Source organism: Rothia nasisuis (genome assembly GCF_928381405.1).
GTDB lineage: Bacteria > Actinomycetota > Actinomycetes > Actinomycetales > Micrococcaceae > Rothia > Rothia nasisuis.
This window is the reverse complement of sequence record NZ_CAKMSB010000005.1, coordinates 22954-39393: the sequence shown is the minus strand read 5'-3', so window position 1 is coordinate 39393 and position 16440 is coordinate 22954. Positions and strand designations below refer to the sequence as shown.

Sequence of the window (16440 nt, the reverse complement as noted above, 5' to 3'; positions counted from 1 at the left end):
GCGCCGCCGCCCGCCTGGTTGCTCTTGCCAGGTGCGTTCAGGGGGCAGGGGGCGTCGCTCAGGTTGCGACCGCTGAGTCGTTGACCGGTGGGATGGTTGGCTCCTTCATCTGTACTGTTCCCGGGGCTTCTGCGGTATACCGTGGCGGGGTTATTTCGTACGCCACCGAGGTGAAGGCCTCAGTGCTGGGTGTTGATGCTGAGCTACTGGCTCAGTGCGGGGCCGTTGACCCGGGGGTCGCCAAATCCATGGCCCTGGGCGCCGCCCGGGTCTGCGGAGCTGATTACGGGGTGGCGACCACCGGGGTAGCGGGCCCTGAACTTGCTGACGGGCAGCCCGTAGGCCGGGTGTACGTGGCCGCTGCACATCTGCCGACCGGCGACGTCCGCGTGCTTGAGAAAAACTACAGCGGTAGCAGGGCAGAGATTCGCGCTCAGGCTGCCCGCGACGGCCTGCTTCTGCTCAATGATATGCTCGAGGAGAAGCTAGTAGCCACTCGCTAGTAAGCACCCAGTAAACTCACAGTCTGTTTCACAGGAATAATTCAGCTATCAGGGAATGAAAACACAGCCGGGTGGGTTTAGATAGATGTAACGAGAACAGGTTGTAAATAAACGAAATGATTCTTGTTGCCAGCTAACTTGCGCGAGAAGATGCGCTAGGCTGAGAACAACTGCTCCCGAATCTACCGGGAGCACAACAACCAGGAGAATGGTATAAAAATGACTAAGCAGCCCGTATCCGTGAACGGTGTCGTCCGTTGGAAGGATGTGGGTCAGACTGAGAATGCTGCCCCCGCCCAAGACACCGGTAAAGTTCTTCTACTGCGTCACGCTATTGGCGAGGTACTCCGCAGTGTGCGCCAGCGTCAGGGGCGTACCCTGCGCGAGGTTTCGCACTCAGCCCGCGTTTCGTTGGGTTATTTGAGCGAGGTTGAGCGCGGTCAGAAGGAGGCCTCCTCTGAACTGCTGGCTTCTATCTGCCAGGCGCTCAAGATCTCACTTTCAGCCATGCTGGCTGAGGTAGCTCACCGTATGGCTGTTGAAGAAGGTTTCTCGGTACCCGATACCGTACCGGCTGAGTTCTCTGAACAGTTCAAGCGTGAGTACGGCATCGCCGCAACCTCAAGCCGTGATATTCCTCCGGTGGAGCGCCCGCTGGCAACCCGCTAGAGTCCTGACGTGAATTTGAGCTAAGGAGCTGAGCCCACCGCCGGGCTCAGCTCCTTCACGTTTGGTATAGAGTGACAGTTAAGGAGGGGCCAGTGAAGATCAGTGAATTTTGGGCAGCTATGGAGCACGAGTTTGGCGTTGCCTACGCCCGGCATCTGGCCCGGGATGTAGTGCCCGGAGAGTTTGGAGAGCTGACCGCGCAAGAAGCTTTAGAGGCGGGCGCGGACGTGCGGGCGGTGTGGCTGGCGATTTGCCGGGTGCAGGACGTCCCCCCGGAACGGCAGCTGGGGCCGGATATAGAACCACTCCAGTAGGATTAGAAAATCATTCGTACTTAATAGAAAATATATTCGATTTCCTGTAGGATTGTGGACGAGATACAGGCAGCCCGCGAAACATAACCGGGTTATCCACAGATTTTCATAAATTTTGGGCTGAACTCTTAAAGTGTCAGCCATAGGCACTACCGTGGTAGCTAAGAGAAAACATTCTCGCACTGCGATACGAAAGAGGTACGATTCATGGCAGCAAAGACTCGCACGCAGTCTGTAGGTCAGGTTCCCGCCGAGGGGCGCGATAAGGCACTTGAGGCTGTTCTGGCTCAGATTGATAAGAATTACGGCAAGGGCTCGGTCATGCGCCTGGGTGATCGTGAGACAGCCAAAGTTGAGACCGTCTCAACCGGCGCTCTGGCTCTGGATGCCGCCCTGGGGATCGGGGGTTTGCCCCGTGGCCGCGTGGTAGAGATTTACGGCCCCGAGTCATCGGGTAAGACTACCGTAGCGCTACATGCTGTAGCCAACGTGCAGAAGAATGGCGGTATTGCCGCCTTCATTGATGCCGAACACGCTCTTGACCCGGTATACGCGGCCAAGCTGGGTGTTGACACCGATGCTCTGCTGGTTTCACAGCCCGATACCGGTGAGCAGGCTCTGGAAATCATGGATATGCTGGTAGGTTCGGGCTCCATCGACATTATCGTGGTCGACTCCGTTGCTGCCCTGGTACCTCGTGCTGAAATCGAGGGTGAGATGGGGGATTCCCACGTAGGGTTGCAGGCCCGTCTGATGTCTCAGGCCCTGCGTAAGATTACCGGCCGCCTGTCAGCAACTAACACCACTGCTATCTTCATTAACCAGCTGCGCGAGAAGATTGGTGTTTTCTTCGGCTCGCCCGAGACTACCACCGGTGGTAAGGCGCTCAAATTTTACGCCTCGGTTCGTATTGATATTCGTCGTATTGAGACCCTGAAAGACGGCGCCAACCCGATTGGTAACCGCACCCGTGCCAAGGTTGTAAAGAATAAGATGGCGCCACCTTTCAAGCAGGCTGAATTCGATATTCTCTACGGTGAGGGTATCTCTGTTGAGGGCGGTATTCTCGATTTAGCGGTTGAGCATAACGTGGTTAAAAAGTCCGGGGCCTGGTTTACCTATGAGGGGGACCAGCTGGGCCAGGGTAAAGAAAACGTGCGCCGCTTCCTTAAAGATAATCCGGAATTGACCGAAGAAATTAAGTACAAGACCATGGTTAAGCTCGGCATCATCGAGGGCGAAGAAGAGATGGACGAGGTTGAACCCAGCACAGCGGTTGATCCTCTGGACGATATCTCTGAGAACTTCTAAGCGGGCTTGAACTCTCACAGCGACTTCCTCTCGCCTGAGGAATACCCCTCCTGGCACCCGGCTGCTCTTGGCATTGCGGAGAGCGAACCGGGTGCTGGTGGCTCCTACGCTACAGAGGCGGTGGCCACACCCTACACGGGTAGGAACGGCACCGCGTCGGCAGACCGGGGAGCAGCGCAGCCAGGGGAGCGAGTAACGGGGGCTGGGGGTGAGCCTACTGCCCCTAAGACCGGTCGGTATAACCTCCGCCGCAACCCCAACCTAAAGAAGGGCTTCCGTAGGCCCCCTGCCAAGTACGCCGCTACGTCGCCCTTTGCTCCGGCGACCGGGGCATCGTCCGCTGATGCCGAGAGCAAACCTGCACGGCGGGCTAGCAAGCCGCTCTTTCGTGAGGGCTCGGCTCTCAACGAGCCTGTCACAGACGAAGAGCTACTGGTTCAGGGTGTCGCCCCTCTGCCTCAGAAGCAGGGGAGGGGCAGCAAAGAACCTGAGAGTGAGTTCACTCGGGCTAAGAATATTGTGCTCAACCAGCTAGCTGCCTCACCCAAATCACGGGCCATGTTGCACAAGAAGCTGGTTGAGAAAGAAATTTCTGCGCCGGTAATTGAAGATATTCTGAATCGCTTTGAAGCGGTCAACCTGATTAACGATGCTGAGTTTGCTGATATATATGTGCGTGCCCGAGCGAACACTAAGAAACTGTCTCGCTCGGCTATTCGGCGGGAGCTCAAGTCTAAAGGTGTTGAGGGAGAGCTGGCTGAGACGGCTCTAGAGCAGCGCACCGAGGAGGGGGAACGGGCGGACGCCCACGAGCTAGTGCGCAAAAAATTACGTCCTTCAATGAATTTGGGTGACCGTGCCGAGAAAGAAAAGGTGATGCGTCGCCTAGTAGGAATGCTGGGCCGTAAGGGCTACCCCGCTGGCCTGGCCTTTAACGTGGTGCGCGAGGAAGTTGAGGCATACGCGTCTGAGACGGGCATGATTGCGGATACTGACGGCTACTCCTACTACGACTAACCAATCACCTGGTACCAGGTGAGTCTCAAGATGATGTCGTCTTGTGAAGGAAGAAGGAAGGCAGCAGCTACCTAGCGGACGGCGCCACACAAATCCGGCACCTACTGAAGCTGCTCGGCCAAAATCGCTCGTACCACTAGCACCGCCGCCGCCACACGCTCGTCCTGGTGCACATCAGCTAGAGGGACAGGGGCCACCAGTTCATAGAACCGCTGAGCCTCTAACTGCCAAAGCTCGCTTTCAAGCAGGGGGCCCGGCACAGGCCCCGCAGGCCAGGAGGGAAACCCCAAGAGTAGCTCCGCCACCGGCAGGGCCCAGTGGTGCAGGCAGGTGCCCTCCGCATCGACTGCCCGAACCGTGGGGGTGGAGTGAGCCGCAGCAACGGGCCCTGCCCTTAAGGTTTGCCTGGAATAGGCAAGGCGGCCTGTGCCAGAAAGCAGCAGGTTAGCCGGTGAAAAATCGCCGGACGATAGCACCCTCTCGCTCGGCCCTGGGTAGATAATACTATTCACAGCCTGCTCCATGTGCGCGAACTCAACTGACCCCACCATCACTCCGTGCCTCTCAGCCAGCACACGTAGCCCCATGACAGCAAGCTGGGGTGAGGGTAGGGAGCCTGGCGCGGACGCCCGCGCATCAGCGCTCGCAAGCTTAGCGGCAAAGGACGCCTGGGCGGAAGCCTGGGCGGGGGAGCCAAGAATACTAGCCCAGGCGTCAACCCAAGAATTAAGGGCCCGGTGGGGAGCGGCGTCCGCCCCGGAAGACAGCAGAAACTTACCCAAGCTGACAGAGGAGCTGCCGCCTGCGGCGTCCTCAAGGATTAAAAGCCGAGCGGTATCGTCGGCAGCCAACAGATTGGGGTAGAGGCCCTGTACCAGCTGCTCTAAGGCGACCAGCCCGTGTTTTTCACGCAGGTAGCCAAAACCGCCGGAATTAGTTGCGGAGTCCTTACGCCGAAAATATTTGAGCACCACAGAAGGCTCAGCAAAGCCGTGTAGCTCAAGACGTAGCACCACCGAGCGCATGCCAGCCGAGAGAATCTGCACACCGGTAACCTTGCCATGAGTGACCTGACTACCGGTGATTTCATCACAGCCGGTGGAAAGGAGAAGCCGCAGCCCGTCCTCAAGTATGTGCCGAGCTAGCCTGCTAAACCCCGCCGAAGTCACGGGCTGGTCGGTAGGGCGAGGGCTGTAAGCGGCAATGGCGCGCTCTAGCAGTGAGGTAGACCAAGTACCTGAGGGGAAGGAGGGCATAGAGCCCAGAATAGCAACCTAGTAGACTGTACGGGTGAGTATTGACGTGAACCCCGAAACCTCCTCAGACCAAAAGAGGCGCACCTACGAGGTGCGCACCTTCGGTTGCCAGATGAACGTACACGATTCAGAGCGCATGAGCGGCCTGCTCGAAGCGTCCGGCTATGTGCCGGCAGAAGAAGGTGCCACCCCTGACCTTGTAGTGTTCAACACCTGCGCGGTGCGTGAGAACGCCGATAACAAGCTCTACGGCAACCTGGGCCAGCTAGCCCCGGTCAAGCGTGAGAACGAAGGCATGCAGATTGCCGTGGGTGGCTGTCTGGCTCAGAAAGACCAGGACGTCATCCTCAAGAAGGCCCCCTGGGTCGATGTGGTCTTCGGTACCCACAACATCGGCTCTCTACCCACCCTGCTGGAGCGTGCCCGCCATAATCAGGAGGCGCAGGCAGAGCTACTGGAGTCTCTTGAGGTCTTCCCCTCCACCCTGCCGACCAAGCGTGATCACGTCTACTCGGGCTGGGTGTCTATCTCGGTAGGTTGCAACAATACCTGCACTTTTTGCATTGTGCCCTCCCTGCGGGGTAAGGAGGAAGACCGCCGCCCTGGTGATATTCTGGCTGAGGTTCAGGCACTGGTAGACGACGGTGCTATTGAAGTGACCCTGCTGGGCCAGAATGTTAACTCCTACGGTGTGGCTTTTGGCGACCGCCAGGCCTTCTCCAAGCTTTTGCGGGCCTGCGGGCAGATTGAGGGGCTGGAACGGGTTCGCTTCACCTCCCCCCACCCCGCTATGTTCACCGACGATGTCATTGATGCCATGGCAGAGACCCCCAATGTGATGCCTGTGCTGCACATGCCGCTTCAATCTGGCTCTGACAAGGTGCTTAAAGACATGAAACGCTCTTACCGCTCCAAGAAGTTCCTGGGCATCTTGGAGAAGGTGCGTGCCCGAATCCCCGATGCCGTCATCACCACCGATATCATTGTGGGCTTCCCCGGTGAAACCGAGGAGGATTTCGCCGAGACCCTGCGTGTGGTTGAAGAATCCCGCTTCTCATCGGCTTATACCTTCCAATACTCGATCCGCCCCGGCACCCCGGCAGCGACCATGCCCAACCAGGTGCCCAAGGCCGTGGTGCAGGAGCGTTACGAGCGCCTCATCGCTCTGCAAGATCGTATTGCTGGCGAAGAGAACCGTAAGCAGTTGGGCAAGACCGTTGAGCTGATGGTCACCGCCGAGTCAGGCCGTAAGTCTGAAGCAACTGGCCGCCTGGCAGGGCGTGCTCGCGACCAGCGCCTGGTGCACTTCTCCGTGCCGAAGGGGTGCGAGGTGCCCCGCCCCGGCGACCTGGTCACCCTGCCCATCACCGAGGCCGGCTCCTTCCATCTGATTTCAGACCCCGCACCCGAAGAATACACGGTGCGCCGCTCCCGCGCGGGTGACGCCTGGGACCGGGCCCAAGCTGACTCCTGCGGTTCGACCGGTACCACCCAGGTGCCAGGTGCTCCGGTCTCCCTGGGGTTCCCCACCTTCAAACCTGCGCTCTAAGGTATGGCGGATAAGGACGCTACCGCCCCGGCCCCCCAAGAGGGCCCGGTTGCAGGGGAACAGCTACCCATTATTGCGGTGGTCGGGCCCACCGGCTCCGGCAAGTCAGCCCTCGCCATCGAACTGGCCCTGGCCCTGGGCGGGGAGTGCGTCAATGCTGACTCCATGCAGTTCTACCGTGGCATGAACATCGGTACCGCCAAGGTCACCGAGACAGAAATGAAGGGCGTGCCCCACCACCTGCTCGATACTCTCGATGTCAGAGAAGAGGCCTCGGTGGCGGTCTTTCAGGCACAGGCACGGCAGGTTTTCGGCGAGATTCGCTCTCGGGGTAGATACCCCATTCTCGTGGGTGGCTCAGGCCTGTACGTGCGCGCAGCGCTCGATGTTTTGGAATTCCCTGCCACCGACCCCTCAGTGCGAGCTCGTCTGGAAGCCGAGCTGGTAGCATTGGGCCCCGGGCCCCTGCTGGAACGCCTCCGCCAGGTAGATTCTGACTCCGCCAAGCGGGTGAAAGATGACCGCCGCCTGGTACGGGCACTTGAGGTCTTTGAAGTGACCGGCCGCCCCTTCTCGTCCTTTATGCCGACCCGAACCTACTACCAGCCTGCCCTCCAGCTTGGGCTAAACGGGGATCGCGCCGAGCTACACGGGCGGCTACGCTCCCGCGTCGAAAAAATGCGGGACGCTGGGCTACTTACCGAAGTTAAGCGCCTTGAAGCTCGCGGGCTACGCGAGGGCAAGACCGCTCCGGCGGCTATCGGCTACCGCGAGTTCTTGAAGGCCTTGGACGCTGCACGCAGCCCAGCGGAACCTGATGGCGGGCTGCCGGGGCAGGAATATACAATCGAGCAGGCTGTTGAAGATACCGTGACCGCCACCCGGCAGTTTGCCCGCCGCCAGCTCACCTGGTTCAGAGCTGACCCGCGTGTACACTGGCTGGATTGGGCTGACCCGCACCTTCTAGGGAAGGCCCTTGAGATTGTGCGAACGGTGAGCAGTAAACTTGAACTAGACACATAGACCGATGAAAGGTGCCGACCCGTGGCAACCCACACCGAAATACCTCCCGCCTGGGGAGATTTGACCGGCAAAACCCTCACTAAGGGCCAGGCCACCGGCAACGACTTTATCTTTGTGACCGACCCAGCCGGTGAGCTGAATCTGACCCCTGAGCTCATTGCCCGTGTGACCGACCGTCACTTCGGTATCGGTGCTGACGGCTTTATTCGTGCTGTACGCACCCAGAATCTGGATTTTGCCTCCCATCTGCTTGACCAAGCGCCCGAGGCCACCTGGTTTATGGACTACCGCAACGGCGACGGGTCTATTGCCGAGATGTGCGGCAATGGGGTGCGCGCTTTTGTGGACTACCTAATCACTGAGAAACTGGTTGAACTTGAACCCGGGGGCCGTCTGCTCATTGCCACCCGCGCCGGTGTTAAGACTGTGGGGCGTACCGGTGAGGGCTACGCCATCGACATGGGCGCCTGGAGCTTTATCAACGGCGACATGGCTCGTGATAACGGCTCCGACGCTCAGGTGACTGCCAAGGGTCTGCACACTCCGCGCAACGCCGTGTCAATTTCGATGGGTAATCCGCACACCGTGGTGATGCTGGGCACCCGCTCCAAGCTAGACGGGCTGAACCTGCACGAGGCGCCCAAGGTGAGCCCCACCCCACCTGAGGGCACTAACGTAGAGTTTGTTGTTCCCGAGGAAATCTCTGCCGAGGACGGCGATCCCGCTACCGAAAATATCGGCTCTATCCGCATGCGTGTTCACGAACGAGGTGTGGGTGAAACTCTTTCGTGCGGTACTGGTGCCTGCGCGGCTGCTGCCGCAACCCGTTTCTGGGGCGGGCCCGACGCCCCGGACGAATGGCTGGTGCGGGTACCCGGTGGTACCCTGGCCGTCACCTTTGTGCTGGGCCCTGACGACCTTGAACACGTGGTCCTGGCCGGGCCAGCCGCTATGACCGGTAAGGTACTGCTTGGCTAATGCCTGAGAACCACGAAAAACTAGAGAACACCCGCGAACTGTGGAACGAGATTTACTCCGAGAAGGAGCAGCGGTGGTCTGGCAAGGTCAATGCCTCACTGGTTAAGCTCCTTGAAGGCCGTACCCCCACCACCGTGCTTGATCTAGGTTGCGGCGAGGGCGGGGACGTCCTGTGGTTAGCATCCCGCGGCTGGGCAGCTAGCGGTGTTGACATTTCGGACGTTGCCGTGAGCCGGGCCCGCGCCCGTGCAGAGTCTGAGGGGCTTGAGGCTACCTTCTACGAGGCCAACCTCACCGGCTGGTCTACCGACCAGCGTTTTGAGGTCATTGTCACCGGCTTCCTTCAGTCTTTTGCTGACTTCGACCGCATCCCGGTACTGGCAGCTGCCCTGGATTTGCTTACCCCCGGCGGTGAGCTGATTTCGGTAGCCCACGCCGGTGCCCCCTCTTTTGCCGATTCCGAGGACGCCCGCAAGCACGAGGCCCTCATGGTGAAGGCGGCAGAAGAGGCCCGAGCCCTTACTCAGGGTCGTGACGATATTGAGGTTGTACTGGCAGAAGAATGGACCCGTGACATCACCTCACCCGAGGGCGAGCCCGCAACCATTCCCGATGCGGTGATGGTTCTACGTAAAAGTAGGTAGGGGACTCGCGCTCACCAGGGAGACCCTCTCGGGTCTTGCGTTGGGCACTCGCCCCAACCCATGCCAGCCGCCGAGCCACCTGGTTCGCGTGAGCCCCTGACCTACTTCTATTGCTGAGGTCGGTGCACTTCGAGGAGGCGGAACCCCTTGGAAGTGGCATAACGGCCTACCTCCAGCTCGGGGAACTCAGCGGCCAGCCACTTCTGCAAAGAATCAGAACCCAGGTTCTTCTGCACCACCAGGTAGGCGGTGCCGCCCGGGGCCAGGCGCGGTAGCCAGGTGCGCATGATGCCGTGCAGCACGTCCTTGCCCACACGAATGGGCGGGTTCGACCAGATGGTGTCGAAGGTCAGTGACTCATCGAGAGCCTCAGGGGCAGAAACGGTGACGTTGCTTAGGCCCAGTTTTTCAGCGTTCATCGTGGTGAGCCGGGCAGAACGAGAATTCACCTCGACCCCATACACCTGCGCCTCTGGTGCCAACAAAGCCAGTGTCAAAGTGATAGGGCCCCACCCGCAACCAATATCGAGCATGCGAAATCCCACCGGCTCGGGGGCCTCATCCAAAAGAATCTGGGTTCCCTTATCAACCCCGCCCGGGCTGAAAATTCCCGGAGCCGTCAGAACCTGAACTCGGCGTCCTGCCAGTTCCACGGTCAGGGGCTTTGGGGTAAAATCGCCGGCGGGATTTTCAGAAAAATAGTGCGCACTACCCATAAGCGTTCATTCTACGCTAACCCCTGCCCAAGGCCCGCGTGAAAAGATAGAATAAAGGAACGTTGACCCACACCTTTGAAAGGTACTATGACCGAGACGTCACACTCCAGCACCACCGGTAACCTACCCTCCGACGAACAGCTCAGACTCACGGTAGACCGCGTGCTGGGGAGGGCCACCAGCACCGGTAACGTGCTTGATGAGCGAGCCCGCGAACTTTCCAATAACCAGCGCGAACACTCCGATTATGACGGTGACCAGCAGGATCTTGAAGAGCGCCGCGCCCTGCGCCGCGTAGCCGGCCTTTCCACCGAACTCGACGATGTTACCGAAGTCGAATATCGCCAGCTCCGCCTAGAGCGCGTTGTGCTCGCTGGCGTCTGGTCAGAAGGCACACTGGAAGAAGCCGAGAACTCCCTGCGTGAGCTGGCAGCGCTCGCCGAGACCGCCGGCTCAGAGGTGCTAGATGGCCTGGTGCAGCGCCGTCTTAAGCCGGATCCCGGCACGTATCTGGGGTCGGGTAAGGTGCTAGAGCTCAAGGACGTTGTAGAGGCCTCCGGCGCCGATACCGTGATTGTGGATGCCGAATTGGCACCCTCTCAGCGGCGTGCCATTGAAGACATCGTCAAGGTCAAAGTCATTGACCGGACCGCTCTGATTCTCGATATTTTCGCCCAGCACGCCAAGTCCCGCGAGGGTAAGGCCCAGGTGGAGCTGGCCCAGCTTGAATATATGCTGCCGCGCCTGCGAGGTTGGGGTGCCTCGCTGTCTCGCCAGGCAGGTGGCCGTGCCGCCGGTGGCGAGGGTATCGGCTCTCGAGGCCCCGGTGAAACCAAGATTGAAATGGACCGCCGCCGCTTACGTGCCCGCATGGCCAAGCTTAAGCGTGAAATCGCGGCCATGGCCCCTGCCCGCGAAACCAAGCGTTTGAACCGCAGACGTAACCGGGTGCCGTCCGTAGCGATTGCTGGCTACACCAACGCAGGTAAGTCCTCGCTACTCAACCGCCTTACCGATGCCGGTGTGCTAGTAGAGAACGCCCTCTTTGCGACCCTTGACCCCACCGTGCGTAAGGCTCAGACCCCTGATGGCGTGGGCTACACTCTCTCAGATACGGTTGGGTTTGTGCGTGCCTTGCCCACCCAGCTGGTCGAAGCCTTCCGTTCAACCCTTGAAGAGGTGGCCGATGCCGATGTCATCGTGCACGTGGTCGATGTGTCACACCCTGACCCTGAGGGGCAGATTCAGTCTGTCCGTCAGGTGATTACCGAGGTCGATGCCCAGAATATTCCCGAGATTATCGTGCTCAATAAGGCAGACGCTGCTGATCCCTTCGTCATCGAGCGCCTGCGCCAGAAAGAGCCCAACCACGTGGTGGTCTCTGCCCGTACCGGTGAGGGGATTGAGGAGCTACGGCAGAAGATTGCAGAGACCATCCCGCGCCCCTCAATTGAGCTGAACCTGCTGGTTCCCTACTCAGACGGTAGCGTGGTATCGCGCCTGCACCAGTGGGACGCTGAGATTCTGCGTACAGCCTTCGTGCAGGACGGAACCTATGTGCAGGCCCTGGTACGCGATGAGGTAGCATCGGAACTTTCTGACTACGTGCTAGAAGAAGAGCTGTTTGAGGTCTTGCAGCCTGAAATTGATGAGGCAGTTGCCGCCGGTGCCGTGGAGACCGTGCGCGCATGAGCCACACAGTACCGACCGGGCAGGAGCCAGAAACCCTGCCCGGCGCTCAGCCCGTTGTACAGCTGCTCGATACTGTGGTGGAACGCTCTGGCGGTCAGAAGCGTGAGGGCCAGCGCACCATGGCCGCCCATGTGGCTCGCGCACTGGACACCGAGAAGCACCTGCTAGTGCAGGCAGGTACGGGTACCGGCAAGTCGCTGGGCTACCTGGTGCCCGCGATTCATAGGGCCCAGACCGCTGAAAAGCCCATCGTTGTAGCCACAGCAACCTTGGCCCTTCAATCACAGATTGTCAATCGCGATATACCGCGCCTGCTTGAGTCTCTGAGCGATGAGCCCGAGCACGAGACTGACGTGGCGATTCTCAAGGGCCGCAACAATTACGTCTGCCTGCATAAGCTTGAAGGCGGCTACCCTGAGGATGACGGGGATGCTCTCTTTGACATGGACGCTACTACCGGTGCAACCGGCCCGGCAGGAAAACTGGGGGAGGAGGTCGTCCGCCTGAGAGCCTGGGCCGACACTACCGATACCGGTGACCGAGATGAGCTACTGCCCGGTGTCAGCGATAGGGCCTGGAGGCAGGTTTCTGTTACCGCTTCGGAATGTCTGGGCAAGAAATGCCCCCTCATCGAAGATTGTTTTAGTGAGACGGCTCGGTCTCGGGCCGCTGAGGCAGATATAGTCATCACCAACCACGCCCTGCTGGCTATCAACGCTTTTGAAGGCGCAACGGTTCTACCCGACCACGATATTGTGATCATTGACGAGGCTCACGAACTGGCCGACCGTGTGACCGGTGCGGTTACCGGAGCCCTGTCACCTGCTACTGTTACCAGGGTCGCTCGTAGTCTCAAACGCCACACAGATGCTGACCACAAGGCTCTGGAGCAGGCGGCGCTCTCACTCGATAGCTCTCTTAACGGTATACCTGCCGAGATGCTCCCCAAGGGGCTCCCTGAACGCGTTGCCGCCGCCATGGAGCGGGTGCGTGACGCTGCCCGCCAGGCCCTGACTGACACCAAAGGGGGAGACAAGGACGGGGACGCAGGCCGCCAGATGGCCCGAGCTGCCCTGACCGAAGTACATGAAACAGCCGAGAAGATGCTGACCGCTGACCCCCTCTACCAGGTGATCTGGATTTCGCGTACCGGCTCCTGGGAGCCCGGTAGGGGCTATGTTGCTGCTGCGGACGACGACCCCGCCACACTGAATATCGCCCCCATTTCGGTAGCGGGTTATCTGCGTGAGGGTCTCTTTGAGGATCGCACCGTGGTGTTAACCTCAGCTACGCTAGCGGTGGGAGAGAGCTTCGACACGACCGCTGGCGCGCTGGGTCTCAAGGGTCAAGGGGCTCCTCGCTGGGACGGTATCGATGTGGGCTCACCCTTTAACTACCCTCGACAGGGCGTGCTCTATCTGGCTGCTGACCTGCCCAAACCCGGCCGCGGCGTGTCTGTGGAACAGCTGGACCGTATTGTTGAGCTGGTCACTGCCTCTGGTGGCGGTGCGCTCGGCCTTTTTTCGTCTAAGCGCGGAGCGGAGCTAGCTGCTGAGTACGTGCGTGAACGCACCGACCTGAATATTTTGTTGCAGGGTGAGTCATCGCTACGAGCCTTGGTTAAGGAGTTTACGGAAGAGACAGACTCCTGCCTCTTTGGCACCATGAGCCTTTGGCAGGGTGTGGATGTGCCGGGTGATTCCTGTCGTTTGGTCATGATGGACCGTATCCCCTTTCCCCGCCCGGACGACCCTCTTGCTCAGGCGCGTTCACGCGCGGTCGCGATTGCAGGTGGCAACGGTTTTATGGCGGTCTCTGCCTACCACGCGGCCGTCCGTATGGCCCAGGGGGCTGGGCGTCTGGTGCGCGCTGTGGGTGATCGCGGCGTGGTCGCCGTGCTGGATTCTCGTATCGCCACCCAGCGTTATGGGCCCTATCTGGTCAAGTCGTTGCCGCCCTTCTGGACGACAACTCGCACAGATGTGGTTGTGGGGGCGCTGGAACGCCTCAAACAATCAATTGCAGAGGGCGAGGCACACCCGGCTACTTAAGGCTGCGGATTATAGGCTACGGAGCACCGAGACAACCTTGCCCATGATGGTGGCGTTATCGCCCAAAATCGGCTCGTACTGGGTGTTTTGAGGGAGGAGCCAGGTGTGGCCGTCGCGTTGGCGAAAGGTCTTGACCGTGGCCTCGTCCTCGAGTAGGGCCGCCACAATCTCGCCGTTTTGGGCTGTGTTCTGAGTGCGAACGACCACCCAGTCGCCGTCGCAGATTGCGGCATCAACCATAGAGTCGCCCTTGACGCGGAGCATGAAGAGGTCCCCTTGCCCCACCAGCTGCCGGGGTAGGGTCATAACGTCTTCAATGGACTGTTCTGCTGCAATGGGAGAGCCCGCCGCGATATGCCCTACCAGGGGAACCGTGGCCAGGTCGTCATCAGTTTGCGCAAAGGTAGGCACGATGGGCAATGCAATGACGCTGGTTTCAGGCTTGGTCTCTTCGTCAGTTTCAACACCGGTCAGCACCTCAATGGCACGAGGACGTTTGGGGTCACGGCGGATAAAGCCCATCTCTTCGAGGCGGGAGAGCTGGTGGGTGACAGAGGAAAGGGAGGCAAGACCCACAAGATCACCAATCTCACGCATTGAGGGCGGGTAGCCCTTCTCGTCAATAGCGGTTGAAATGGCGGTCAGAATTTTTTTCTGGCGGGGAGTTAACGGGCGAGAGCCCTTGTGATGCGGGCTTGCCGGAGTCTGCGGAGGTCGTTCGCTCACGGTGTCTCGTCTCTGTTAGTTCTTAAAATGTCAGCCACCCGGTGTTCACTAACAAGTGGTCTTCTAAGACTATGCCAAGCAAACAGGTTATTCAAACATTTGTTCTAATTTTTCTCGACTATGTTCGATTTTTCTGATAGAACATAGATACGAAGAAATTTTAGAACAGGCCTTCGACACCCGGTTGAATGTCTGAGCGTGAATCAGGAGAAAGACTTATGAGCACTATCGCCTTGCCCGAGTTTATGGCTCGTACTTCTTTGAAGAAGCCCCTTGATCAGACTGCTACTTTCGCACCCCGGCAGCAGCCCCAGCCCTCCGCCACAGCAGGAGGCCTTCGCCAGCCCCGCTACCGAATTCGTCGTGCAGAGTCATCGCCTGTACGTAGCCATCAGGCCGGTGCTCCTGCGCAGCGGAGGGTAGCCGTAGTTCCCGCTACATCTATGCAGCTACCACAACGGCCCAAAATGCGGTTGACCCGCCGTGGCCGCTTTATCTTTCGTGGTCTGCCCCTGCTCACTCTGGCAGCCCTGCTTGTGCTTGGCGCCTTGACTCTGCTGCTCCCCACTGAAGCTAAAAGCTCGGCCGAGACCCCGGTTGCACCCTCAAGTTCAACCGTGACCGTCATGCACGGAGATTCGCTGTGGTCTATCGCTGCTGACGTTGCCCCGGGGGAAGATAACCGAGACGTTATCAACCACATCATGCAAATTAACAACCTCACCACTGCGCAGGTTGAGCCCGGCCAGGTGCTTGAGGTGCCTGTCTACTCTCAGTAAGAAGGGCATCTAAGATGCCAGAGTGCGAAACACACATGCGATAAGGGGCGCTCAGTCGCTAGACTGGGGGAGTGACTGATACTAGCCAAGCCCTCAACGCCTTGCCTCTGCGCGACGATTTACGCGGCCGTTCACCCTACGGCGCGCCTATGATTGATGTTCCTGTGACTCTTAATGTCAACGAGAACACCCATCCTATGCCGCAGGAAGTCATCGATGCTATTGTTCGCGAAGTAGCCGCAGCTGCTTCTAGCCTCAATCGCTACCCCGACCGAGAGTTCAATACCCTCCGCGAAGAGCTGGCCAGCTACCTAGGGCACGGGCTGACTCCAGATAATATATGGGCAGCCAACGGCTCCAACGAGATTCTGCAGCAGATCATGCAGGTTTTCGGTGGCCCCGGCCGCTCTGTTATGAGCTTTGTACCCACCTACTCCATGTACCCCCTGCTGGCAGACGGCACCAACACAGCCTTCATCGCCGGTCAGCGCGCTGCTGACTATACACTCAGTGCTGAGGCAGCAGTGCAGCAGATCGAAGAACACAGGCCAGATATCGTCATCCTCTGCTCACCCAACAACCCCACCGGCACCGGCCTTAGCCTCAACATCATTGAAGCTACATATAGCGCCGTTTCTGCCTACAACGGCATAGTGGTTGTGGATGAGGCCTACGCCGAGTTTGCTCAGGACCGCTCGCAGAACGCACTGACCCTACTCGCGGGGCGCCCCAACCTCATTGTCACCCGCACCATGTCGAAGGCCTTTGCTCTGGCAGGCGCCCGCCTCGGCTACTTCGCGGCCGCCCCCGCTGTGACTGATGCCGTCCGCCTGGTACGCCTGCCCTACCACCTATCAGCCGTCACCCAGGCAACCGCCATAGCGGCTCTGCGCCACCGTAGTCAGCTACTTGCTAACGTAGATGACATACGCTCCCAGCGTGATCGAATCGTGGAACACCTCAAGCAGCTCAACCTCAAGCCCGCTGTGTCGGACTCCAACTTCGTTTTCTTCGGCGGTCTCAAGGACGAAAAAGCCGCCTGGAACTACCTGCTGGAGCGCGGCGTCCTGGTGCGTGATAACGGAATCCCCGGCTACCTGCGCGTCACCGCCGGGACTGAAGCCGAAACGAGCGCCTTCCTAGAGCACCTCACCGACTACGTGCAGACCATCGAACCTTAAGTGCCCCGCACCCGTCCTCACATCGGCAAGA

Annotated in this window: 16 protein-coding genes; 13 read left to right on the top strand and 3 right to left on the bottom strand. The window is 59.4% G+C overall.

Going from position 1 to position 16440, the window contains the following annotated elements; all coding sequences use genetic code 11:
* The first annotated feature begins 14 nt into the window (after positions 1 to 14).
* The 5 genes from L6966_RS05755 (at position 15) to L6966_RS05735 (ending at position 3814) form a co-directional block, all read left to right on the top strand.
* The gene (locus tag L6966_RS05755; protein WP_237233095.1) at positions 15 to 503 is read left to right on the top strand and encodes a CinA family protein; all 489 of its coding nucleotides are present in this window, start codon (positions 15 to 17) and stop codon (positions 501 to 503) included.
* A 219-nt stretch (positions 504 to 722) separates the two neighbouring features.
* Positions 723 to 1172 carry a helix-turn-helix domain-containing protein gene (locus L6966_RS05750; RefSeq protein WP_083093553.1) on the top strand — a complete coding sequence of 150 codons (450 nt, stop codon included), beginning with the start codon at positions 723 to 725 and terminating at the stop codon, positions 1170 to 1172.
* 92 nt (positions 1173 to 1264) lie between these two features.
* Positions 1265 to 1486 (top strand): DUF3046 domain-containing protein, encoded by a 222-nt coding sequence (locus L6966_RS05745; RefSeq protein ID WP_083093555.1) that lies wholly within the window; start codon positions 1265 to 1267, stop codon positions 1484 to 1486.
* A 207-nt stretch (positions 1487 to 1693) separates the two neighbouring features.
* Positions 1694 to 2797, top strand: a complete 1104-nt coding sequence (gene recA / locus L6966_RS05740) for a recombinase RecA (RefSeq protein WP_237224568.1) — start codon at positions 1694 to 1696, stop codon at positions 2795 to 2797.
* 6 nt (positions 2798 to 2803) lie between these two features.
* Positions 2804 to 3814, top strand: coding sequence for a regulatory protein RecX (locus L6966_RS05735; protein WP_237233050.1), 1011 nt, complete (start codon positions 2804 to 2806; stop codon positions 3812 to 3814).
* A 101-nt stretch (positions 3815 to 3915) separates the two neighbouring features.
* Here L6966_RS05735 and L6966_RS05730 read toward each other — a convergent pair whose 3' ends face one another.
* Positions 3916 to 5070 carry a hypothetical protein gene (locus L6966_RS05730; RefSeq protein WP_237233049.1) on the bottom strand — a complete coding sequence of 385 codons (1155 nt, stop codon included), beginning with the start codon at positions 5068 to 5070 and terminating at the stop codon, positions 3916 to 3918.
* A gap of 34 nt (positions 5071 to 5104) precedes the next feature.
* Here L6966_RS05730 and miaB point away from each other — a divergent pair, with 34 nt between their 5' ends.
* The 4 genes from miaB to L6966_RS05710 are packed head-to-tail and all read left to right on the top strand — an operon-like array spanning position 5105 to position 9264.
* On the top strand, positions 5105 to 6619 hold the full coding sequence (gene miaB, locus L6966_RS05725; protein WP_143539235.1) for a tRNA (N6-isopentenyl adenosine(37)-C2)-methylthiotransferase MiaB: 1515 nt from the start codon (positions 5105 to 5107) through the stop codon (positions 6617 to 6619).
* Positions 6620 to 6622: 3 nt separating this feature from the next.
* On the top strand, positions 6623 to 7642 hold the full coding sequence (miaA, locus tag L6966_RS05720; RefSeq protein WP_237233048.1) for a tRNA (adenosine(37)-N6)-dimethylallyltransferase MiaA: 1020 nt from the start codon (positions 6623 to 6625) through the stop codon (positions 7640 to 7642).
* A 21-nt stretch (positions 7643 to 7663) separates the two neighbouring features.
* Complete coding sequence (gene dapF, locus L6966_RS05715) at positions 7664 to 8620, top strand: diaminopimelate epimerase (protein WP_237224572.1); 957 nt, start codon at positions 7664 to 7666, stop codon at positions 8618 to 8620.
* On the top strand, positions 8620 to 9264 hold the full coding sequence (locus L6966_RS05710) for a class I SAM-dependent methyltransferase (RefSeq protein WP_237233047.1): 645 nt from the start codon (positions 8620 to 8622) through the stop codon (positions 9262 to 9264). The genes dapF and L6966_RS05710 overlap by 1 nt, the downstream gene beginning before the upstream one ends.
* Positions 9265 to 9371: 107 nt before the next feature.
* On the opposite strand, the gene L6966_RS05705 is transcribed toward L6966_RS05710, so the two are convergent.
* A complete protein-coding gene (locus tag L6966_RS05705; protein WP_237233046.1) occupies positions 9372 to 9980 on the bottom strand; it encodes a class I SAM-dependent methyltransferase in 609 nt (202 codons plus the stop codon).
* A gap of 87 nt (positions 9981 to 10067) precedes the next feature.
* Here L6966_RS05705 and hflX point away from each other — a divergent pair, with 87 nt between their 5' ends.
* Positions 10068 to 11672 carry a GTPase HflX gene (hflX, locus tag L6966_RS05700; protein WP_083093566.1) on the top strand — a complete coding sequence of 535 codons (1605 nt, stop codon included), beginning with the start codon at positions 10068 to 10070 and terminating at the stop codon, positions 11670 to 11672.
* Entirely contained in the window at positions 11669 to 13723 is a 2055-nt protein-coding gene (locus L6966_RS05695; RefSeq protein ID WP_237233045.1) for an ATP-dependent DNA helicase, read from the top strand. The genes hflX and L6966_RS05695 overlap by 4 nt, the downstream gene beginning before the upstream one ends.
* A 9-nt stretch (positions 13724 to 13732) precedes the next feature.
* Here L6966_RS05695 and lexA read toward each other — a convergent pair whose 3' ends face one another.
* Positions 13733 to 14449 carry a transcriptional repressor LexA gene (gene lexA, locus L6966_RS05690; RefSeq protein ID WP_083093570.1) on the bottom strand — a complete coding sequence of 239 codons (717 nt, stop codon included), beginning with the start codon at positions 14447 to 14449 and terminating at the stop codon, positions 13733 to 13735.
* Between the two features lie 218 nt (positions 14450 to 14667).
* Between lexA and L6966_RS05685 the strand changes: the two genes are divergently transcribed.
* Positions 14668 to 15228, top strand: a complete 561-nt coding sequence (locus tag L6966_RS05685; RefSeq protein ID WP_237233044.1) for a LysM peptidoglycan-binding domain-containing protein — start codon at positions 14668 to 14670, stop codon at positions 15226 to 15228.
* 71 nt (positions 15229 to 15299) lie between these two features.
* Positions 15300 to 16409 (top strand): histidinol-phosphate transaminase, encoded by a 1110-nt coding sequence (locus tag L6966_RS05680; RefSeq protein WP_237224577.1) that lies wholly within the window; start codon positions 15300 to 15302, stop codon positions 16407 to 16409.
* The last annotated feature ends 31 nt before the right edge of the window (positions 16410 to 16440 follow it).